Raw genomic sequence first — 22,448 nt, forward strand, 5'->3', positions numbered from 1 at the left:
TAGCCTAGCTCGCATCGATCATCCGGAAACTACTGGGGAAGCATCGTATCTGGCATTTCGATCGCTTGCTTGGCCGCTTCCGGCAATTCGATCTTGCTGACCCCATTCATATTGAAGTAGACAACCTCCATAGCCTGCGTCATCTTCATTTTCTTGTCCCCTGAACCTATTTCCATTACACTTTTCAGATTCATTTGGGTAGGATAGAACGTCGTTTTATCGATGGTATACGTTAATTCCATGCTCTTCACATTCATATCCGGTCGATCCGCAGTCTCGGCACCTGGCGAATAGCTTTGCATCAGCTCGTCGAACAACTGCTTGAACTTATCGCCTTCAATGGCCATATGCATCACATAGACGCCATCCTCTTCGGTCAAGTTGAACTCGTCAGCGTACAACTTCATTCTCTCCATTTCCTTGCCTGGGTCTGACTGCGATTGCATCATCGCTTTTCGCATTTCTTCAGCCATTCCAGCCGGATATTTGACCCACTGCTCTCCTGCAGCACTGTTCATCATATAGAACTGGTCATCAACACCGTACATGGCCACCTCGATTATCTTGCCTTCCATATTCATTTTCATGACCTTGCGCATATTAAGGGGGTTCATAATGATCTCCACCTTAATAGAGGTATCGATGTTAGCAACTTTACCTGCTGCGTCCTCTGTTGACATCTTTATTCGACCGTCAATCGCCATGCTTTTAATTTCTCTGGATGCCAGGATTGACTTGTTCAGAATTTCCTCCGTGTCCACAGACCCGCCCGCCGGCTCGTCTTTCTCTTCAACCGCCGTCACCGGCTGCTCGACCCCGCCGCTGCCCGTCACTTCTGTTTTGCCGGATTCACCGGGCTTGCTTGTGCCTGCGGCATTCTCTTCTTGTGCACCGCAAGCGGCCAGACCAATCATAGACATGACCAATACGCATGTGATGAATAATTTCTTCACGCTGCTTCCCCTCTCTGTATGAGCTGCACAGGCAGCACAGAAGCCTCAGCGGTCATTCCGCTGGAACTGCCCCCTGCCGCTGCCGCGCCTCTATTACAGTACCAATTTTTCCATATTCCTTCAACTCTAACTGCTATTTGCTAACCGACTGTCTTTAGGAGGCAAGCCCCGCCTCTAATTCTCGTATACCATTTTCGTATAATTCCGGCTTATCCCGGCATAGAAGACCCCCATTATAACCGCGAACAACCCCACACCATATATCATCTGCATAGCGAACTCGACATTCATAATCTCTTCCAGCATATTCATCGCGAAGATGCTATGAAGGATTCCTACAATTACAGGCAGCACAAAGGCAATCCCTACCTGCCAATAGACCGAGCGCCGCACCTCGCGCCTGCTCATCCCTATCTGCTTGAGAATGGCATACTGCTCCCTGTCCATTAACGCATCGCTTAATATTTTGAAATAGATCGTACTGAACGTAGCAAGCGCAAAGACCATCGACATGATCAATCCCAGGAAGAAAAAGATGCCAAGCGCATAATATTCCTGTATGTACGGCTTTGCATAATCATTCAGATGATCCCTGCCGCCAGGGACGATCTCCGCCATACGCTGCACAAGCTCATCCAATTCCTTAGGCTCGACATGACGATTCATCCCCTTATACTCGCTATGCTCACTCTGCCCCTTAATCCCTTCTTGTTCATCCTGCCCATCATACCCATTCCGCTCCGCCAGCTGAATGCCGCTCAATGTCAGCTCCGTCCCGTTGCTCCTCAGCTTCTCGTACTCCTGATCCTCCAGCACATATATATTTTTCTTGCCCCAAGCGGCGATATTCCCGATAAAAGGAACCTGTATGCTCTCCTTAATCGCATACGTATTCCCATTCAGTCGAATCTCCTCCCCTTCCACATTAATAGGAGAAGCCATCGTATTCGCATTCAGAATAAAGACAGCTTCACCTCCCCTTAATGTCATCCGTTCTAATAAATGCTCCCGCTCCTCAGCCTGAAGAAATTCCAGCGTTCCCCTGATTTCCGAATAACTCGTAACTATCGCTTCATTATTGAAATCTATCCTTTTGCCGCTGTCGGCATACTCAACTTGCGCCGGAACAAAGCGGTTCTCATGAACACCGATTACGCCATACCTGGAATCTCCGAGAACTTCCGCTGCCTTGCCTCTTATCTGCGCATCATCGCTAATAAAGCTAAGGCTGTACGGAGCTTCGATGATAACATGATCCTCTGCGAACCCCCTGAAGGACAAGCTGATGCTGAATGCAGTTACAGTGGCTGCCGCAAGAATGGCGGTCATCGCCAGACTTCTATAATTACCCCTGAGCCGGAAGAAAACATTGCTTATGCTGACCAGCCGCACGCTTCTGTAGACGAACGTTTTGGAAGCCATCAGCTTGCTAAGAATGACCGCCAGGCAGCTCCCGAAGAACATATAGGTGCCCAGACTCACCAGAATAAGAATGCTCATCGACGCAAGCAGCAGATCCCAATTCCATTGCTTGAAATTCATCGCAATGACATAGCCGGCTGCGATCAGCACAACTCCGAGGATGCCGCTCCCCGCCTTCAAACGGGGAGGGGCCTGCTTCCGGGCAGCCGCCTGAAGCATACCGATTAACCGGCTTCTCTTGACGGCTCTATAATTCTTCAAGCCCAGCACGGTGAACAGAGCTCCGAACACCACAACCAGCTGCACGATCGCCTGCCAAGACAGTGTGAAGGGCAGCCCCTCCTCCAGAAACATAGCCTTGCCGAGCAGCAGGAAGAACAGTCTGGACAGCAGCAAGCCGACAGGAAGGCCGATCAACAGCGATAACCCGCCCAGCAGCATGCTTTCTATTGCCAGCACGCGTCCAATTCTGGAGGTGCTGATCCCCATCAGCATATACAGCCCGATTTCCCTCTGCCTCTGCTTGAAGAAGAAACCGTTCGCATGCCACAGGAAGAAGACGACGGTGCAGAGCAATACAAAGCCGCAGGTCATGCTTGCGACGACTGCGGATTGCAGCTGTTCTGCTAACTGGACAAACGCAGTATTGTACTGAATCGCCATGAAGTTATAGCAGGTGGCCACTGTAATAGCGAGAACGATGAGGTAGAGTCCATAGATCCCCCGATTATTGTGCAGCAGCTTCCAAGCCAGCCTAAAGGCGCCCATGTTCCGAGCCTCCCATAACAGCAAGCATGTTCAAGATGTTCGCAAACAGCATCTGCTTGTCGCCATCGCCGTCCACTTCCCCGTGAATCCTGCCATCCTTCAAGAACAGGATGCGGTCACAATAGCTTGCTGCCATCGCATCATGAGTAACCATAATAATGGTTGTTCCGAGCCTGCTGTTAATATCCTTCAGACATTCCAGCACCTCTGAGGCTGACTTGGAGTCAAGCGCACCTGTCGGCTCATCTGCAAAAACCACCTTCGGTGATGTGATAAGCGCCCTGCAGATCGCAGCTCTCTGCTTCTGACCGCCGGACAGCTCATACGGGTATTTGTCCAGCTGCTCCTCGATGCCCAGAATCTCCGTCAGCTCATCAATCCCATTCAGAATGACACTCGCCTTCACATTATTGAGAGAAAGAGGGAGGGCAATATTATCTCTTACCGTCATATTGTCCAGCAGCTGATAGGCCTGAAAGACAAACCCGACCTTATCCCTTCTAAACTTGGCGGCTTCTTCTTCCTTCATTGCGGTAATATCTCGCCCGTCGATATGAATATTGCCCGCCGTTGCTCCGTCAATGGTGGACAGAATATGCAGCAGGGTTGTCTTGCCGGAACCTGACGACCCCATAATCCCGACAAACTCTCCTTCATGAATAGTGAGGCTTACATCGTTTAACGCTCTATATGCGCCAGCACCGCCATATTCCTTCGTAACCCTTGAGACCTCGACGATATTTTTCATGCACACATCTCCCTTGCTATTCATTTGCCCCGCCCTGTATCAATGACAGAGCGATTGCATGTTTACCCTCTTTTTTCCACTATTATAGGGTCACATCCTAATACTCTCCTATCGCTCTACATGACATTTCGCAGATTGAATGTGACATTATTGTCATCATCGGATCGGCACAGCGTTCATCGTCAAAAAGACCGCAAGGCTGCGGGATGCTCCTGCATAATTCTACTTTTAGCGAAATATGCCATCATGGTATAATGGCCCCAACAGCAGGGGGGATCCAAGACATGAGCTATTACTTTCAAATCTGTGCAACGGAACGTTATCAGGAATTGTACATCACTTTTCTATTGGAGCATTATTCCGAGCTCAACCTGCCCTATTCCTTCCCGGTTGCGCTCAGCTATATGGCCAGTCCTGTTCTAATGAGGGAAGAGGCGATCCTGTGCTTTGATCAGAACGACGAAATAGCAGGCGCTCTTGGGTTTATCTACGGAACCGGCGAGCAGCAGTACCAGGATGTTCATGTCGTCCAGCTCCAGGTCGTATTTCTACAAGAGGAGCACCGCGGAACACGCCTTTTCCTGGAAGGACTCCAGTATCTTGCACAATATTTGGCCGCACTTGAGAGGAAGATCACAGAGATTCGCTTCTGGGCGCCTTCCCAGAGCGAACTCCGTCAATTATTCGGCAAGCTGGCCGAGCGGGTTGCCTCCAGCAAGACCGAAGGCGGAGAGATCGATGCGTACCGCGCATCCTTGGATCAGTGGCTTGCTTATGGCAGGCGCTTTCGCCACGAGATCTATTTTGATACCTGCAGAGGGAACAAGTCATGATCACGGTTATTAAAAATATGGTTGGCTATTTGCGCCCATACAAGCTGCTGACGACTCTCTTTTTTATCGGTCTGTTCCTTGATCTTGCCTTCGTCTCTCTGGCTCCCCTGAGCTTCAAGTTCATGCTGGACAATGCAATCGTCCCTCATGACTACGGGCAATTCTACTTTATACTCACCATCCTTGGAATCGCGGGCCTAATCGGCTTCAGCTCCGGTATTATGAGCGACTACATGTTGTCCAAACTAAGCTCCCGTGTCCAAAAGGACCTGCGCAGCCGCTTGTTCGCCCACCTTCAGCACGCCAATATCGCCTACTTCCAGCGAGCCCGGGCAAGTGACCTTCTCTCCTACCTTACCGGTGATCTGGCCGCTATTGACCGGGCAATAACAGTCATACTGACAACAGGCATACAATCTGTTTCCGTTGTTCTGATCAGCGCATTCGTGCTCTTCATCCTGGAATGGAGCATGGCCGTATTCGTCCTGATCGGGGCTCTCCTCATATTCGCCGGACCATACCTGCTTGGCGGGCGGGCCCAGGCTGTGAACGCCGGATACAAGGAGCAGATGTCACTGGTATCAGGCGATATTCAGGAGAATATTAAAGCCCAGCGGGTCATTAAAGGCTTCAATCTGCAGCAAATCATGATCGACAAGTTCAACACCAGGCTGCAGGCTATGTTTGTGATCGATTACAAGAGGAATGTGATCAACTCCAATCTTGAGCGCATACCGATGATCAGCCTTCTGCTGATCAACTTCACAATCATTGGATTCGGATCCTACCTGGCCTTGGAAGGCCATATTACTGTAGGTGCGCTGGTCGCCTTCTTTACGATGTATACTTCTATGGGCAATTCGGTGTTCAACCTTACTTTCGCTATTCCGTCCTTTACCGATGCTAAGGTCAGCATGGAACGGATTCAACGGCTCCTGGACGAGCAGAACGAAGCGAATGGAGCCTCGCAGCTCGTCATTCCGGACGGCCAACAGCCCGACATCCGGGCGGCAGGACTGTCGTTCCGTTACAACGACGGGCAGCAGGACGTGCTGAAAGCGGTAGACCTGTATATCCCGCCAGGGACAACAGCGGCTTTCGTAGGCTCCAGCGGCTCCGGCAAAAGTACGATGATGCAGCTGATTCTGGGCTTCTATGAACCTGGCGAGGGCTATATCCGGATCAACGGCCGCAGCCTGCAGGAGCTGGACAAAGGTTCCCTGCGCGAGGAGATCGGCATCGTATTCCAGGACAACTTTCTGTTCCGGGGAACGATCATGGACAATATTCGCATCAGCAAGCCGCTTGCCACAGAGGAAGAGGTTGTACGGGCTGCGGCAAGGGCCGAAATTGATGATTTTATTAAAAGCTTGCCGGATGGTTATGATACCGAGGTTCTGGATGATGGCAGCAACTTCTCAGGCGGCCAGCGCCAAAGAATTGCGATTGCCCGCGCTATTCTTCGCGATCCTCCGATTCTGCTGCTGGATGAAGCGACTTCCGCCTTGGATCCGATCTCGGAGGCTTCCATTAACGAAACCTTTCGCCACCTATCGCATAACCGCACAGTAGTAACGGTTACGCACCGGCTGTCCGCCATTACGGAAGCGGATGGGATTTTTGTGTTCGATCAGGGCGAGCTGGTCGAAAGCGGAACCCATAAGCAAATGCTCGAAGCAGGGGGATACTATAAGGAACTGTGGGATAAGCAGAACGGGCTATCGGTATCATTAAGCGGCGAGGAAGCGGAGATTGATGAGCATCGGCTGTCGAGACTTCCCTTCTTCCGCGATATGAACATCGAGGTGCTGAGCGAGATCAAAGGCCTGTTCAATACAGAGACATTCGGCACCGGAGATAGAGTCATTCATGAAGGAGAGGCAGGCAACAAATTTTATATTATTGCCCGCGGCAAGGTTGAGATCTCGAAGCGCCCTGTCGGGAATGCGGAACGTACAAGGCTGGCGGTGCTTGCTGATGGAGATCACTTCGGGGAAATTGCGCTCCTGGAGAATGTTCCGCGAACGGCTGATGTAACAGCATTGACGGAATGCACCTTTCTGACCTTGCAGCGCAGGGTGCTCCACTATGTCCTGTCCCAATATCCCGAGCTTGACTCCCGTGTCAGAGACAAGTTGAAGGAACGCTACAACTAGAATCAGGAGGCTGACTTCCGATGACTATCCATTACCGGCTCTGCCGAACGGACGAAGATTTTGTCCGATTCACTTTATTTTTCATCCGGCACCGCAAAGATTTCAGCGCCGACTTTTCGTTGTCTGATACTTTAATGCATGCACTGGAAACGATTCCCTCCTCACATATTCTGCTTATCGCAGGCAGCAGCGATGAAACGATAGGCTGGGGGATGTATCGTTACGTAACAGCGGACTATGAACCCCATCCGGAAGGCGAGATCGTGTTCGTAGATTCTGTAGTCATTGGGGAGAAATACCGCAGCAGCCGCCTGTTCGTCAGCGGTTTTCGCCAACTGGCCAATCACATTGCAGCAGAGAACCGCCACGTGCGCACCTTTCAATTCTTCGCCCTTCAGGACAATCCTTATCTGACCCGGCTCTACTCCAAGTTCGCTGCTATAATTGGCCAAAGAGAAGGATATCACGGCGTAGAAAATATATTCTCAACTGAATTCCATAATTTACTAAAATATATTAATTATTCTGACAACTAAGGTTGACCCCATATTATTCCATATGATATTCTAAAAGAAATCTATTCTTACAAACTTTTATTAAGGAGGCGACAATATGTTTCCACCAAAAGCAGGTTTCAATAACAAAGGAAAGAAGACCCCTCTTTCGTTCGCTGATTTGCTCAAGCTTAATGAGCAGCTGCGTGCAACAGCTGTAGCGAAATAGTACAAGGCATCATAAAGAACCTCCGAATCCACATTTCCAGTGGTTTCCGAGGTTCTTTTGCTTATGTTGGCGGCTTAATCCGCTTGCGGCTGCCAGTGCCGCCGGTGGTTTCTACTGCTATGCCGCATCCTTTAGCCGGTCGGCGAGAACACGCATCATGCTTCTCATAACATCAATATTGCGGAAGCAGAAAGCAAATACTTGATCCTTATGCAGCTTCAGCAGAACAGTCGGGCTCGCTGCGGTACAATCCGCAGAACGGGGACCGCTGTCAATAATCGCCATCTCTCCGAAGAAATCTCCTTCGTGAAGCATCGCCAGCTCGTCATTGCCCCGATGCACCCGAACGACCCCTTCAATGATGCCGTACATCGCGTCCCCGATATCTCCCGTACTGCAAATCACCCCGCCCTGCTCATAGCTGACCTCCTCCACGTTCTGGGCAAGCCAGACGAAATCTGCCGGGGCCAAATGTGCGAACAAATCGATCTTTTGCAGGACCAGTACCCGGCGGAGAAGCGCTTCATCAGCGGTCTGCTCCACGACATCAGCCCATTCTCCAACAGGATCGGATCCCTTGCCATCCACGCCGTCCATTCCTTCCGTGCCGTCCGCCTGGGACTCCCCGGCCCCTATGCCGGATTGGACTTTGCGCCCGCCCTGATCCTGAGTGCCATCACCAGCGCTCACTGATGCAGCACGCAGCCTGCGGGACAACAGCTTCATCATTTCAAGCATGATGCTGGATTGATCGAACATCATATCGTAGAAGTCGGAGGCATCCAGTCTCCACAGCTTCACATTCTCTTCCGCCAGGATTGTTGCCGTCCTTGGGCCCCGGGTAAGGATCGCCATCTCCCCGAAGAAGCTGCCCCGGTTCAGCCCGCTTATATGCTGTCCGTTCCGGTAGACGCCAGCACGGCCTCTGTCCACAATCATCAGCGAGTCTCCCGGCTCCCCTTCTTGGATAATGATGCCGCCCTCGGCGACGCTCATCCTCTGCAGCCGGCCTGCGATTACGAATAAATCCCTGCTCGACAAGCCTTGAAAAATAGACACCTTCCTCAACAGCCGCACACGTTCCGCCATATCGGAAAGCCGCCCATATTCCTCAGCCGCCGAGCCTTTCAATGCCGATTCTTGCCCTTGAAGGCTATAGAAGCGCACTGTATCGCGGAACCAGGCATCTCCATGGGATGCGAGCCAGCTCATGTTATACTTCAGCCTTGCTGCATCGACATGGGTCTTGGCGATTGTACCGGATGACGACATCCATTGCGTGATCTGGAGTCTAAGCTTGCCGCGCAGCGTCTGATCAATCACTTCCTCAGCGTTAGCCTGCCTTCTCGCGTCACCCTCCGACCAATTCGCAAATACGGCCTGCATCGTTGGACCATCATAGAGGAATGACAGAAGCTGAAAAATACGGCGGCAAATTCCGGTCCGAACCTCACCGAGCATGCCTTCAATCTCAGCATTCCGCTCCTCGCCGCAAATACCCGCCCCATGCTCGGTGTACTGTCCGTACAGGTCAATCTCACCCGCAATAAGGCGCTCCACCTCTTTGCTGTCGGCTTGCAAAGCTCCATTATGCATACGAAGCAGAGATTGCACAATCCGATCGCGCATCTCGTCAGCTGCCGGTTCATAGCTTGCAAACAGAATGTCAAAGGCCTGCTGTGTCCCCATCCGTTCAAAAATAGCAGGGATATGCAGGCACACCTCGTCCTTCTCCCAATAGGACTTGAGCTGGTTCTCCATCTCCCCCTCGTCATAGGCGGCAAGCGCATCGATGGCATAGCGCCTGGTATGGCTATGCTTGAGATTGGCAACGAGAGACGGAATCAACGCAGGCACACGAAGAATGGCTGCCGATTCCAATGCGCGATTCCTCACCCGGGAGCTCTTATCGCTCAATAGAGGGAGCAATGGCTTATAGAAACTCTTGATGCCGATCTCTCCGAACAGCCTCGCCATGGCAGTCCGTTCTTTCTCCTGATCACTGTCGATCAGTTCTTTAAGTCTTCCAACCGCTCTGAACATGCCCTCAATACCGTAATATTTGATTAATCCAGCGATTGCTGCAGCTTGAATCGTCACGGACTCGTCTTCCAGGCAGTCCGTTATTTCGTCCAGACAGGCATCCTCGGCATATGCAGCCAGCGCCAGAATAGCCTGTGCTCTTACTTCACCGCTGGCTGCAGCGACGCAGGCTTGAAGATGCGTCTGCATCCCGGCTGGCAGTGTGTCCCTCACATATGCCAGCGCCTCAATGCGAACCTCAGGCACAGGATGATGCAGCAGCGCCTTGAGATGCGGAGCCAGATCAAATGATTCCATCCCCCGCAGTATACGGATGGCGTACAGCGTCTGCTGCTTGTCGGCGCTGGATAGCGCATCAATCAATAGCTGCCGGCTGGAGGGGTCCATGAAATTAAGCTCTGCTCTTTGAAGCTCGCCTTCTCCCGTCTGCAGACTGGACATCAGCGCTTGCAAATACGCCTTCTTCACCTTGAAGCCATAAAAGATGCCAACAGCAAGCAGCAGCAGCACGATCCAGCTTAGTTGTTCCGGCGCCAGCAGTTGTGACACGACGAGCAGGCACACAGCGGCAAGCCCTTTGGCGCCGTTGCGCACTACACCATCCAGAAAGCTCTTGGCCTTCCCGCGCCATTCCGGCGGAACAGGAAACATGACCAGCTGATTCACGGAGGAATAGAGCGTATCCCCGACAGCCTTGTCACTGCCCTTCACGACAACAGCCATAGCCAGAACAGGCAGCAGCAAGATGCCGAGACTTCCCGCCGCCAGCACAACCGGGAATACGAGCAGCGAGATCATGACACCGAACCGCGTTAAGACACGGCCCGCAATGAACAGCTGAATGAACAGGGCAACAAGCCCGGAGAAGCCATAGAAGCTTCCCATGAAGCCTGCCAAGGCCTCATTCTGCAGCGACTGCCTCAATATCACCTTGAACTGGTAATCGATCAACGTAAGCGACATCACTATTGCGACGGATAGTACCGCAATAGCCTTCAAATAAGGAACGTTGGCGAAGAGGCCTGACTGCACCCGCTCTGCTCCCTTGGGAGAGTCGGGCTTGCGCTGGGCAGGTCTTGCCTCCGGTGAAGATGCGGCAGCCTTGCCCCTCAGAAGGAGCACGGCAACCAGACCTAACAGATGAAGCGCCACGTAGAAGTAGATCAGATTGGCCGTGCCGACAACCGGAGCCAGCGCTTTCAACCCGAACCCGCTCAATATTCCGCCTGTTATGCCGCCGCTCCCAACGATGCCGATCATTCTCTTCGCCTTTCTCTGATCCATGACAGCTGTCGCAAACTGCCAGAAGCAGACGATCATCAGAAAGTTAATGACATCATAGCCGATATAAATGACGGGAAATACCCAGCGCAGCTCCAGTCCGACGCCGACTCTGGAGATAAGCACCAACACCGCTGCAAGCGGGATTAAGCCTGTAATGAGCGATTCTATGCGCAGCCTGTGAGAGAAGCGCTGAAACACAAGTCCAGCTGCTATCATGATCAACGCTTGCGGCAAGTACATATAAGACAGCGCCGAATTATCAAACCGGCTTAAGAACAGTGTATCCGCCGTCGTTCTGCCAATGGTAGAAGCGGATACAACACTGAAAAGATAGCCAAACAGGATGAATACCTTGCGGTACTCATCCCGATCCTGCAATAATTTTGCCCCTATATTCTTCGAAATAATGCCCGATATCCAGCTGCCCATGCAGCAGTTCCCCCATTCGCTGTTAACGCCTCAAGCCACTGGAATAACATAACAATATTCTCATAGACAAGCAAGGGAAATTAGATGGCTGGGCCGCTATTAAATGTAATAAAATTACAATTAATCATTCGTTCAACATGAAGCAACAGCATCCTGATGGCAAAACCTCACGAACAGCAAAAAGGAACCCCCGCAAAGAGAGTTCCTTCTACCATTAGCTGCCCAGTACGAGCTGCAAATTGACAATAATATTGTCTTCTATTGTAGCTACTGCCGAGCTTGGATTCTTAATGCCGAAATCCGCGAAGGTCACGACAGTTGTACCTTTGAGCTTCATTTGACCCTTCTCGTACAAGGCTTCACAGTCGAAGACGACTGCTTTCTCGATACCCTTTACTTTCAACGTTCCCGCCATTTGGATATTGACAGGCTTGCCTTCCAATACTTCCTTAGGCCATTGCTTGACCTCGCTCAACTTGAATTCCGCTGTAGGGAATTGGGTCGCATCCAGCAAATCAGCTTTTTCCACATGCTCATCCCGCTTGGCAATTCCGGAATCCAGCCCCTTGATATCCACGACCGCAGTCGCGTACATCTTCGCCGGATCTCCTGTATTGATCTCCCAGTTTCCTCTTACCCCCTTGAAAGCCATATTAACCGGCTCATTGGAGGTTGTGATGCTTAGGTATACCTTGGATTGACTGTCGATGTTCCAGGTCTTATCCAGCTGTTCATTCGGAATCTGGTCGCCGACTTGAAGCGTTGTACTATCGAACACATCCTCAATTTCAACATGGTTGCCCGTGTAATAATCAATCAATACATACCCCCCAGCCAGAAGAACCGCACACACGACAGATAAAATAAGCCACTTCTTCATTATACAACTCCTTTTCCCATTCATTAATCTTGCCCATACTCCACCCAGCGAAGGGTTTCCTGTTCTCATTGTATAGAATACAACGTCAGCTAACATTACAACAACCTTAAAGGAAAATTAGAATTTCATTAGAATAGGAGGTCAGTATTCAATACAGCCATATATTGTTATATGATGGTTATGATGGGGGCGATATCATGAAAAATGTCTTAATCATAGAAGATGAGAAGCCGCTGGCAAGGTTTCTGGAGCTTGAATTAGCCCATGAGGGCTATAAGGTGGAAACTTGCCATGAAGGCCTTGAGGGGCTGCACAAAGCGCTGCTCTTCGACTATGATTTCATCCTGCTGGATCTCATGCTTCCGAAAATGAGCGGACTAGAGGTTTGCCGAAAGGTACGCGCAGCAAAAACGACACCTATCATTATGATCACAGCGAGAAATGCCGTGATCGATCGTGTCGTTGGCCTGGACCTCGGTGCAGATGATTATTTAACCAAGCCTTTTGCCATTGAAGAATTGCTGGCCCGTATCCGTTCACTCAATCGGAGAATGGCGCCCGCCGCGCAGCCGGCTTCGCCGAGATACACGGTCGGAGATTTGACGCTGGAGCCCGATTCTCATCGTGTTCAGCGCGCCAATCAGACAATCTCGTTGTCGCACAGGGAATACGAGCTGCTCAAATATTTAATGGAGCATCAGAATACCGCTATTCCACGCAACCAGCTGCTGAATGAGGTCTGGGGATATGATTTCGACGGGGGGACGAACGTAGTAGATGTCTATATCCGGTATTTGCGGGCCAAGCTCGATGATCCGCATGCCATCAAGCTGATCCATACGATTCGCGGGTTTGGCTACGTCATAAGAAATCCATAGAAGGAGGGAATATAATGTCGCTAAAGTGGAAGGTTAGCGCGTTAATTACCGTAACGACAGCAGCCATTCTGCTTGTTATTAATATGTTTGTTTATTACCAGGTGACGAAGGTTACGGAAGACCGGGTGATGGATTATTTGCTGGAGAAGGGGAAGCGGCTCGCGGAACGCATCCAGCCCAATACCCTTCCCCACCTCGATAAGCAGATCGCCTCCTGGATTCAGGAGTTCGAGATTACACAGGGCATCCAGGTCGTCAGGAAGGATGGAACCATTCTGTTCGAATCACAGACGACACCGGACAGCGTACTCATTGGCGAAGCCAATGCGGGCGTTTGCGCCGAGACAGGCGTTCCATTGCTTGATGATGTCATGATCAGAATCTATGACCGCGCGGAGAAGGAAGAGATCTTCCTTAGCAATCTGCGAATGTTCCTGATCATCGGGAGCCTGATTGGCATCGGACTCTGCACCATTGTTTCTTATGTAATCGCAGGAGTTGCCATCTCTCCCCTGCGAAGAATTATTCAGCAGATTCAAGGCATCGGCATAGACGAGTTGGACCAGCGGCTGGCCGAGCCCAAGAGCAAAGATGAGCTTCACCAACTCACCCAATCCTTCAACCGTCTCATCCATCGGCTGCAGGGCGGAGTCGAACAATTGAAGCAATTTATCTCTGACGCTTCCCATGAGCTTCGCACCCCTATTGCGACGATCGAGGGACATGCCAACCTGATCAAGCGCTGGGGCAAGGATTCCAAGGAAGTGCTGGATGAATCCATCGATTATATTACGAGTGAAGCGCGGCGGATGAAGCACCTGACGAACCAGCTGCTCCAACTGGCTTACCTGGAGCAGAATCAGCCCCTGCACAGCTTCGAGCCAACAGATGTAACCAGTATGGTAAGCGATATTAAGAATCAATTAATTCCGCTGCACCCCCGGATTGAGCTGGCGATCAGACCGACCGCCCATCCTATACTGGCGCAAATTCCGGCAGATACGCTGCAGCAGGTTCTGCTGAATGTCGTCAACAACGCCATTAAGTACACGCTTAATGGCGATTGGGTCCATATTGAAGTAAATCGAGTTAACCAGAACGTTTTTATCCATGTGAGAGATAACGGAATCGGAATTCCGGCAGAGGATCTGCCCTATATATTCGAGCGCTTCTACCGCGTGGACAAATCCAGAAGCCGCGAATACGGCGGTAGCGGTCTGGGACTTGCAATAACGAAGAAGCTGACAGAGCTCTATGGCGGCGAGATCAGTGTGCAAAGCATACCCGACGAGGGTTCAACCTTCAGCATACGGCTTCCGCTGGAAGCCCAGCAGCGCCTCATCTCAGCTTGATGATCCGGTCAGGGACACCGCCAGGTGTCCCTGCTTAATGTTCTCCCGGGAGTAGACGATTCGCACTGAACATCCCCGGTTCCATCCCAAGCAATGCTTCTACAATAGAACCGATTGATTGCACCCGTTCTCTCCGCTCAGCATCCGTCCAATGAAAAATAGCGGAGTCCAGCCAGAATTGAAAGCCAGTCAAGAAGAACTCGGCAACCGCAAGCGGCTCCTTTATATTAAAATCGCCTTCCCGCACACCTTGCTCGAATACTGCTGCCAATAAAGGGGCAAAGCTGCGCACCATTTTCACAATTAAATTTTGATGGAGCAGCGCATTGTTTTCATGGTGCAAGTACTGGAATGCATCCTCATGTCCCTCGCCCTTGTCCTCGCTGAGCTCCATTCTGAGCAGTACCTTCATCTTCTCGTAAGCCGTCCATTGCCCATTCCCGGCTACTTTGCTAAAGGGCTCCAGCATATGTGCCAAATGCCGGGCAATTATAGCATCAGCCACTTCTTCTTTCGACTTGAAATAGTAATAGAACGTCCCTTGCGCCACCCCGATTTGCTTAACGATATCGCTTACCGCGGTTTGCTGATACCCTTTCTGGCCGAACAAAGCTTGAGCCGTATCAAGGATTTCCTCTCGTCTTTCTTGCGGATTCTTGGTTATTCTGGGCATCGCGCACCTCCACTCTGCTCTCATTAAAGCATGGCGGATGGGTGCAGTCAACTAAGGGAGAAAGCTATACTCCAAGCCTATGGCAGAGCGGCTCCATGTCCAAGTTCTCCTTCTCAGGAGGCCTGCCTCTCCAAGATATCGATCCGCTTGCTCCGGGGAAATCCGTTCATTCATAGGAGGTCCGAAAGATAATTTATTGCTGAATTCTATAATAATGACACGGCCCGTCGGCTTCAGAATCGGGGCCAAGCTGCGAAAAAATTGCTCCGGCGTATCCAATTCATGGACAACGTAGGCCAGAAAAGCAACATCCACCTCAGCCTTCCCGATTGGAATTCGGTTCTCCTCGGAGAGGCTTGGAATAACATTATCTATTCTCTTCGATTGGAGCGTTCGATTCAACATGCCTAACATAGCTGGACTAATATCAACTGCATGTACCTTGGCAACCCGGCTTGCAATAGGTATCGTGAAAAATCCGTTCCCGCAGCCAATGTCCGCCCATACTTCGCCTTCCACTGAGCCAGCCCCGATGTCATTCAACATCCGCACTGGCGACGCGAACCACCTGCGCAAGAAATGATTGAGGAGAGCCGCTCCTCTTGCACCGTGCTCCGGATTATATTTATGCCGGCCTCTGAAATGATCCAACACCTTCACCCTCCTAACTTATTTCCTGATAAGTGTCCATCAAATATTGACAAGCATCCTTCAACAATTGTACTTTAACATTTTAATTGACTGACTGTCAATCAGTATTACACATCCAAGCCATCGCACTATATAAATAATTTGACTCACGTCATTTAGAACTGTATAGTACTACTATGCATAAAAACAAACTTTCCAACCGGGATATTGCGCTCCAGTCCGCCTCGACTCTTTTTCTGACCAAAGGCTATCAGGTTACAAGCATGGACGACATTGTGGCGCACAGCAGCGTCTCCAAAACGAACATCTATTATTATTTTAAGAGCAAGGAGGAGCTTCTGCTTGTCATTGTAGATAGATTGATCTCCCAATACGAGCAGCGCATTCATCACGTTCTGACGCAAGAAGACATCACCACTCCCGACAAATTGGCACGGCTGCTGGACATTCTCACTGAAGAGCATGAGCAGAGGGATTATCTCGGAGGCTGCCCGTTCCTCACCCTGTATACACAGACAGCGGGTGAATCCCCGGCAGTAGCAGCCAAGATTCAGCACTTCTTCGAGAGACAATTCCAAGCCGTTGAACTACTATTGGCTGACGGAATAGCGAGACATGAGATCAAAGGCGATCTTCCCATCCGACAGACGGCTGCCCTGATTATTTCCTCTATTGAGGGTGCTCTATTCATCGCCAAAGCTTCCAGCAGACCAACTCTGTTTAAGGATTTGACCCTTGCTTTAGCCTTGCTGCTAAAGTGATTTTTTTGACTCCATTAGTACTGTTTAGTACTAAATTTTATTGAAAAGGACGGTTATTCCAATGCATATTTTCTTAACCGGGGGAACTGGATTTATCGGCAAGCAGGTATTGCAGGAGTTATCCACGCAGCACCATATTTTCGTTCTGGTACGCAGTATGAATCGAATGGAACATATCTTGAAACAATTGCACTTAGAGGGCAGCACCAGCATTACCCCTGTTATTGGAGACTTGACTCTGCCCAGGCTGGGGCTGCAGGAAAGCGACTATAGACTGCTCCAGGATTGTGATGTCATTATTCACGCAGGCGGCCCGATGAACATCTCGTTGACGTCCAAGGAAGCCGATGGGCTGTTTCTTCAACCCGCAGTAGAATTGATCAACATCGCTAGAGAGATTCACGAGAGGAAGGGATTGAAGCATTTTATTCATGTCGTTGGTTTCATGAGCCCCTATAATGAGGACAATAGAGCTAGCCCTCCAACACCTCTTCTTGAGAAAGTCCCTCCGTATGAGAGGATGAAGTTCAAGGCGGACACTTATATCCGAGGCGCTCTGCAAGCGATGAATATCCCGCTTTCCACGGTCAATCCCAGCGTAGTCATCGGAAACTCTCATTCAGGCGTCACAGAACAAATTGGCGGATTAAGCATTCTCGTTGATGCCGTGAGAAGAAGACTTATGCCGCTTGTCCCAGGCGGGGCGGACTACTGGCTTCCTATGGTGCATGTAGATCATGCGGCCTCCTTTCTATCCCAATTAGTGGACAGAGAACATCCCAGAAGCAACACTTATTATTTGTTGGATCAGAAGCGGGACAGTCTATCCATCCAGGCATTGATTCATTTGATTGCACAGGAAACACGGGTAAGCGCCCCTATCGGCACCGTGCCTCTTCCCTTACTAAAGCTGGCGCTCCGGCTTGGTACAGGCAAGCTATTGGGCATTCCAGCGGAATCGATGAACTTCCTTGTACAGTCGGACTTTCCAGTCCAGTCCAAATTAGAAGTCGAACAAACAAGCGGGGAACCTTCATCCGTTAATCCCGCCGCACTTCCATTTGTGGTCGCCGATCTCGATTTCCGCCTTTCCCATGCTGCAGCAGGAAGAGCGCAGAAGCAGAACGAGTTGGCTCAACATTTTACCCAACGCAGAAGATCCAATCTGGTTACATTAGAAAGCGGCAACGAGGGAACACCGCTCTTGTTCCTGCATAGCACCTTCAGCGGCGCCGATTGCTTTCTCCCAGTGGCACGAATATTGAAGGATGCAAACAGCATTCTTGTCGATCTTCCGGGATTCGGAAGGACTCCGTACCATCATCATCCTTCGATTATCGAAGGGTATGTTGCCAGTGTGGCGCAGATGATCCTTCGTATGGAGACACCCGTTGTGTTGGTCGGCCATTCGTTCGGGGGACTTATTGCTGCGAAGGTGATGGAAAGAATCGGTCGGAATATCCGGCAGCTCCTGCTTCTGCAGCCCGTCCTGCATCCTATAGAAGCTGCGTACCGATATTCGTTCTTGGGCAAACAGATACTAAAACGGATAACACCGTCCAAGTTCAAGAAAATGATGCTTCAGGCGCATCATTTTGCAGCGGGGGATGAGCGGCTGGATGATTATGCGGATTATGCTGTCAATGATCTGCAATCACCGCGTGTCCGAACGACTACAGCAGAGGTAATGGCGGCGCTAACGCGACCAGAATCCATTCAATTGGAGCCTCAAAGCTGGGAGCCCGACAAGGTCAAAATATTATGGGGCGAGCGCGACAAAAAGCATCGTATTCCTGAGCAGTATGAGCATATAGACAGAACATACGTCCCTTACGGACATCAATTTCCAATCTCCGAGCCTCTTTACACGGCGCAATGGATTCGCCAAACGCTGGACTCGCTCCAATTGTCATGATAGAGAAAAACCGACCCTGCAGGGTCGGTCAGGCTGTTGAAACTGTCGAGCTCCCCTTCCAGGGGAGCGGCTCCATGATCGCGGCGGACATTCCTGCTGAAAAGCAGGCTTCTTCTCGCTTCGGACTGTCTGAAGACGAAATGCCTGCCAAACTGCAGGCTTATCGTCGGGTTCCCACGATATCGGCCCAATCCGCCATATATTCCTGCGCTTTCGCAGGCATTCAGCCCTCATGAGCTTCTTTTAGCCGAAATTCCTGCGCTTACGCAGGCTTTCTTCCCTTTACCAACCGGATGTGTTGCAGTCAGTCACTGGCATACGTTGAGAGCCTCGCGCAGCTCCCAGCACGGTGAGGCGGTAGTGGTGACACGTGACACCACCTATTTATTGATGGGGAGCCCACCGGATTTTCTCAGACCAACAGCCTGATCCTGCAGGATCAGGCTGTTGGTCTGGCGATAGGTATACCACGACGTGCACAATCAATCATTCGCCGGACTGACTGCACCGCTGAAGCTGCGACTATTCAATCGCTTCCGGCTCTGCGAACAGATGCTGATACTTCTCATAGTCCGCCTTCTTGCACTCCATCGTGAGGCGGGTTCCGTTCGGCTCATAGCTGGTCTCCCGGACATGCGCATTCGCGTTGAAATAAGCGACCAATCTGCCTTCAGCGAAAGGAATGATGACCTCGCACTGGATATAGTCCTGGAAGATCCGCTCCTTCACAAGCGTTATCAGCTCTTCCAAGCCGGACTGCTGCTTGACGGAAAGGTATACCTTGTCTCCGTTCACCTGCGGATAACGCTCACCGGTCAGATCCGTCTTGTTGTACGCATAGATCATCGGGATATGATCGGCGCCCAGCTCCTTGAGTGTCGTATTGGTCACTTCGATGAGTCGTTCGTATTCCGGATTAGAGTAGTCAACGACTTGTATCAGAAGGTCGGCCTCGGTTACCTCTTCAAGGGTGGAGCGGAACGCCTTGACCAAATAATGCGGCAGCTGGCTGACGAAGCCGACTGTATCCGTGAGCAGAAACGACTTGTTGTCCGGCAGCTCAATGCTGCGAACCGATGTCTCCAATGTGGCGAAAAGCATATCTTTAGCCAATACCTGTTTGTTCGAATCAGGCATATATTGATCCAGCATCGCATTCATGAGACTGGACTTGCCCGCATTCGTGTAGCCGACGAGACAGACGACAGGCACGCCGGTTTTCTGGCGCTGTTTGCGCTGAACCTGACGCTGTGCAACGAGTTTCTCCAGCTCGGTCTGCAGCGCGGAGATTCTGTCCTCGATACGCCGGCGGTCGAGCTCCAGCTTCGTTTCGCCCGTCCCTTTGTTCTTCATGCCGGAGCCGCCGCCCTGGCGGCCGAGCGATTCACGCAGGCCGACGAGCCGCGGGAGCATATATTGCAGCTGCGCTACTTCCACTTGCAGCTGCGCTTCACGCGTTCGGGCCCGCTGGGCAAAAATATCAAGGATCAGAATCGTCCGGTCGATCACCTTCTTCTGCAGCGCACTCTCCAAATTGCGAATTTGCGAAGGCGACAGCTCATCGTTGAAAATAACGGTCGATGCGTCCAGCCCTTCCACAAGCGCGGACAGCTCCACCACTTTACCGGTGCCAAGGTATTGCGAGCTGTTGATCTTGGCTACCTTCTGTGTCAATTCTCCGGCTACATCGATATTGCATGCGTCCGCAAGATTGCGCAGCTCCTCCATGGAGTAAGCAAAATCGGGCCGATCCTGCACATTAACGCCGACGATAACCGCTTTGTTGTTTGGTTGTTCCATATAAGAATTCCTCCTCGTATATGACGAAATTTAGAGACAAAAAAACACACTGGCGCTGCGGCCTGTGCGTTCGATTTACGAAAAGAGGAGCTTGGATATCGCCCTGATTGCAAGCGGATCTACCGCTGGAAGGGCAAAGGTCATTTCGAGCATCTACAGGAAAGAAACCCACCGCTATGGCGAGCAACTGGTATATGCGTCGAATATTGCTGTTCTTAAAGGCAACACGAGACCTGTATTCCGGTTCATCTCGTGATAAATGCAAGTATATGGGTTACCTTTAATGGGGCAGACCTATCCTAAGTCCTCTGCACACAGGCAGAGCCTTGGCGCTATTCAATTAGCCGCGCAAAGTTCTAACTCGGATAAAGTCTATCACACGTAACCCTCCGTTCCAATTTAAGTAAACTCATTCTAACATACGTCTTCGCCCAGTTGCAACCCATTGCTGTAACCAGATTGAAGAGGAACTCGTACATTCATTCGCGCTGAAGCTTTGAACCATTGGGGGCACAAAGAACTTTCATCTCCACTTTTATAGTGGTATGAAGGTTCTTTGTGCATTTTATGAGATTGGCCCACTGAGGGTTACCCTTTATTTAGGGCGGTTGCGGGAAGTAACAAAATAAACTACAATTCATGATTAATACGCACAATACAGCGAAATCGCCGATTGTTCTAGCAAGATACGGGAGGGATGAAAATTGTCGATTCGATTCAGGCTGCTGCTGTCCTTCACATCGGTGGTCGTTGTCTCCGTTATTCTGTTTGTGCTGACCGCGTATTTGCTGTCCGTTGCAGCAACAGGCGATTTTCGCAGCATTAGCAGCTTCTACAATATCCACTATTCCCTTCATCCGCTCTCGGAGGAAGAGGAGAACCTGTTTATCGATATGAAATATTGGGCCAAGCACGAACCGGAACGGTTAAAGGATCAGCTTCTGCTGGCAGACTATGATTATCAATTGAAGATGGTGCAGGCCGGGCTCGTAGTCCGCCAAAACAATAAAATTATCTATGCCGCTCCGACGTTGAATGGCATGGATCTGACAGCGGGCCTGCCCTCCTATGATATGGGCAATAATTCGATTCGCAATACGATGAATGTGGGAAACCGATTCTTCTCCTATGCCAAATTCGATTTCTACTTCTCTCCCGAGACGGGTGAGAAAGGAAGCATCTTTGTTATCCGGGAGAGAAGCCCGTTCGCCGAGATGGTGCGGACGCTGCTCCCCATTCTCATCGTCATATTCGTTGCTATTCTGTTGTTAACCGGCTTCTTGCTGTATCGATATGTGACTCGCACCATTATCCATCCTCTTAATAAACTTAGACAATCCGCAGAACATATCAAGGATGGGGATCTGACATTCCAACTGCAGGCAACATCTCGTGATGAGGTGGGACAGCTTGTTCTAACCTTTGATCAAATGCGCCAGCAGCTATACGATTCCATTCAGCTTCAGCTCCATTATGAGGAGAACCGCAAGCAGCTGCTGTCGAATATTTCGCATGATTTGAGAACCCCGATTACGACGATCAAGGGCTATGCGGAAGGTATACGCGACGGCGTGGCCCAAACACAGGAGAAGCTGGACAAGTATGTGGGGGCGATCCATACGAAAGCGACAGACATGGAACGTCTCGTGGATGAACTGCTGTACTATTCGAAGCTTGATTTGAACAAGGAGCCTTTTTCATTCGGGCAGGTAGAGCTGGGTCCCTTTCTTCATCGTATTGCGGATGAATTAGCCATCGAATTCGATAACCATGCCGTTACGGTGAAGTGGGAAGAGGAGCATGAGCAGCCGCTATTCGTACTTGCTGATCGCGAGAAGCTCAAGCGCGTGATCATCAATCTGCTCGACAACTCGCTCAAATATATGAATCAAAGCCCTAAGCAATTGACAATCGCGATAGAGCGGAACGATGAACAGGCAACGATAAAGATTGCGGATAACGGTCCCGGCATTCATCACGATTCTCTGCCGCATGTTTTTGAACGCTTTTACCGGGAGGAGCCTTCACGGGGCCAGGCCGCGGGAGGAAACGGGCTTGGACTTGCGATTGCCCGGCAAATTATCGAAGGGCATGGCGGAACAATCTGGGCGGAGAGTGAGCCGGGCCAAGGCACGAGCGTCTTTTTTACATTAAAAATTTTTGTGGATCGTCGGTGAGC

General features: G+C 50.7%; 16 protein-coding genes. 8 read left to right on the forward strand and 8 right to left on the reverse strand.

Annotated elements, in window-relative coordinates; genetic code table 11:
• Window positions 1-29: 29 nt before the first annotated feature.
• The 3 genes from K0T92_RS14015 to K0T92_RS14025 all read right to left on the reverse strand — a co-directional run bounded on the left by K0T92_RS14015 (window position 30) and on the right by K0T92_RS14025 (window position 3,891).
• Entirely contained in the window at window positions 30-953 is a 924-nt protein-coding gene (locus K0T92_RS14015; protein ID WP_219873100.1) for a DUF6612 family protein, read from the reverse strand.
• A gap of 174 nt (window positions 954-1,127) precedes the next feature.
• The gene (locus tag K0T92_RS14020; RefSeq protein WP_219873101.1) at window positions 1,128-3,143 is read right to left on the reverse strand and encodes an FtsX-like permease family protein; all 2,016 of its coding nucleotides are present in this window, start codon (window positions 3,141-3,143) and stop codon (window positions 1,128-1,130) included.
• Window positions 3,130-3,891 (reverse strand): ABC transporter ATP-binding protein, encoded by a 762-nt coding sequence (locus tag K0T92_RS14025; protein WP_219873102.1) that lies wholly within the window; start codon window positions 3,889-3,891, stop codon window positions 3,130-3,132. Before K0T92_RS14025 ends, K0T92_RS14020 begins: the two co-directional genes overlap by 14 nt.
• Window positions 3,892-4,175: 284 nt before the next feature.
• Here K0T92_RS14025 and K0T92_RS14030 point away from each other — a divergent pair, with 284 nt between their 5' ends.
• The 3 genes from K0T92_RS14030 to K0T92_RS14040 are packed head-to-tail and all read left to right on the forward strand — an operon-like array spanning window position 4,176 to window position 7,416.
• Window positions 4,176-4,724 (forward strand): hypothetical protein, encoded by a 549-nt coding sequence (locus tag K0T92_RS14030; protein WP_219873103.1) that lies wholly within the window; start codon window positions 4,176-4,178, stop codon window positions 4,722-4,724.
• Complete coding sequence (locus K0T92_RS14035) at window positions 4,721-6,880, forward strand: ABC transporter transmembrane domain-containing protein (protein WP_219873104.1); 2,160 nt, start codon at window positions 4,721-4,723, stop codon at window positions 6,878-6,880. Before K0T92_RS14030 ends, K0T92_RS14035 begins: the two co-directional genes overlap by 4 nt.
• 20 nt (window positions 6,881-6,900) lie before the next feature.
• Window positions 6,901-7,416, forward strand: coding sequence for a GNAT family N-acetyltransferase (locus K0T92_RS14040; RefSeq protein ID WP_219873105.1), 516 nt, complete (start codon window positions 6,901-6,903; stop codon window positions 7,414-7,416).
• A 304-nt stretch (window positions 7,417-7,720) separates the two neighbouring features.
• Here K0T92_RS14040 and K0T92_RS14045 read toward each other — a convergent pair whose 3' ends face one another.
• Window positions 7,721-11,359 carry an Npt1/Npt2 family nucleotide transporter gene (locus tag K0T92_RS14045; RefSeq protein WP_219873106.1) on the reverse strand — a complete coding sequence of 1,213 codons (3,639 nt, stop codon included), beginning with the start codon at window positions 11,357-11,359 and terminating at the stop codon, window positions 7,721-7,723.
• A 214-nt stretch (window positions 11,360-11,573) separates the two neighbouring features.
• Window positions 11,574-12,239 (reverse strand): YceI family protein, encoded by a 666-nt coding sequence (locus K0T92_RS14050; RefSeq protein WP_219873107.1) that lies wholly within the window; start codon window positions 12,237-12,239, stop codon window positions 11,574-11,576.
• A gap of 197 nt (window positions 12,240-12,436) precedes the next feature.
• Here K0T92_RS14050 and K0T92_RS14055 point away from each other — a divergent pair, with 197 nt between their 5' ends.
• Together K0T92_RS14055 and K0T92_RS14060 are read left to right on the forward strand one after the other, a co-directional pair.
• Complete coding sequence (locus K0T92_RS14055) at window positions 12,437-13,117, forward strand: response regulator transcription factor (protein WP_219873108.1); 681 nt, start codon at window positions 12,437-12,439, stop codon at window positions 13,115-13,117.
• Window positions 13,118-13,131: 14 nt separating this feature from the next.
• Window positions 13,132-14,469, forward strand: coding sequence for a sensor histidine kinase (locus K0T92_RS14060; protein ID WP_219873109.1), 1,338 nt, complete (start codon window positions 13,132-13,134; stop codon window positions 14,467-14,469).
• Window positions 14,470-14,503: 34 nt separating this feature from the next.
• Here the strand turns inward: K0T92_RS14060 and K0T92_RS14065 are convergent, their stop codons facing one another.
• Both K0T92_RS14065 and K0T92_RS14070 read right to left on the reverse strand, forming a co-directional pair.
• Window positions 14,504-15,142: a TetR/AcrR family transcriptional regulator gene (locus K0T92_RS14065; RefSeq protein WP_219873110.1), complete on the reverse strand. Its 639-nt coding sequence runs from the start codon at window positions 15,140-15,142 to the stop codon at window positions 14,504-14,506.
• Between the two features lie 51 nt (window positions 15,143-15,193).
• Entirely contained in the window at window positions 15,194-15,793 is a 600-nt protein-coding gene (locus K0T92_RS14070) for a class I SAM-dependent methyltransferase (RefSeq protein ID WP_219873111.1), read from the reverse strand.
• Between the two features lie 176 nt (window positions 15,794-15,969).
• Here K0T92_RS14070 and K0T92_RS14075 point away from each other — a divergent pair, with 176 nt between their 5' ends.
• Window positions 15,970-16,554 carry a TetR/AcrR family transcriptional regulator gene (locus K0T92_RS14075; RefSeq protein WP_219873112.1) on the forward strand — a complete coding sequence of 195 codons (585 nt, stop codon included), beginning with the start codon at window positions 15,970-15,972 and terminating at the stop codon, window positions 16,552-16,554.
• Window positions 16,555-16,615: 61 nt separating this feature from the next.
• Window positions 16,616-18,469, forward strand: a complete 1,854-nt coding sequence (locus K0T92_RS14080; RefSeq protein WP_219873113.1) for an alpha/beta fold hydrolase — start codon at window positions 16,616-16,618, stop codon at window positions 18,467-18,469.
• A 522-nt stretch (window positions 18,470-18,991) separates the two neighbouring features.
• Here the strand turns inward: K0T92_RS14080 and hflX are convergent.
• Window positions 18,992-20,269, reverse strand: a complete 1,278-nt coding sequence (hflX, locus tag K0T92_RS14085; RefSeq protein ID WP_219873114.1) for a GTPase HflX — start codon at window positions 20,267-20,269, stop codon at window positions 18,992-18,994.
• 704 nt (window positions 20,270-20,973) lie between these two features.
• Between hflX and K0T92_RS14090 the strand changes: the two genes are divergently transcribed.
• On the forward strand, window positions 20,974-22,446 hold the full coding sequence (locus tag K0T92_RS14090) for a sensor histidine kinase (RefSeq protein ID WP_219873115.1): 1,473 nt from the start codon (window positions 20,974-20,976) through the stop codon (window positions 22,444-22,446).
• Window positions 22,447-22,448 lie beyond the last annotated feature (2 nt).

It is taken from the genome of Paenibacillus oenotherae, from assembly GCF_019443105.1.
GTDB lineage: Bacteria > Bacillota > Bacilli > Paenibacillales > Paenibacillaceae > Paenibacillus_Z > Paenibacillus_Z oenotherae.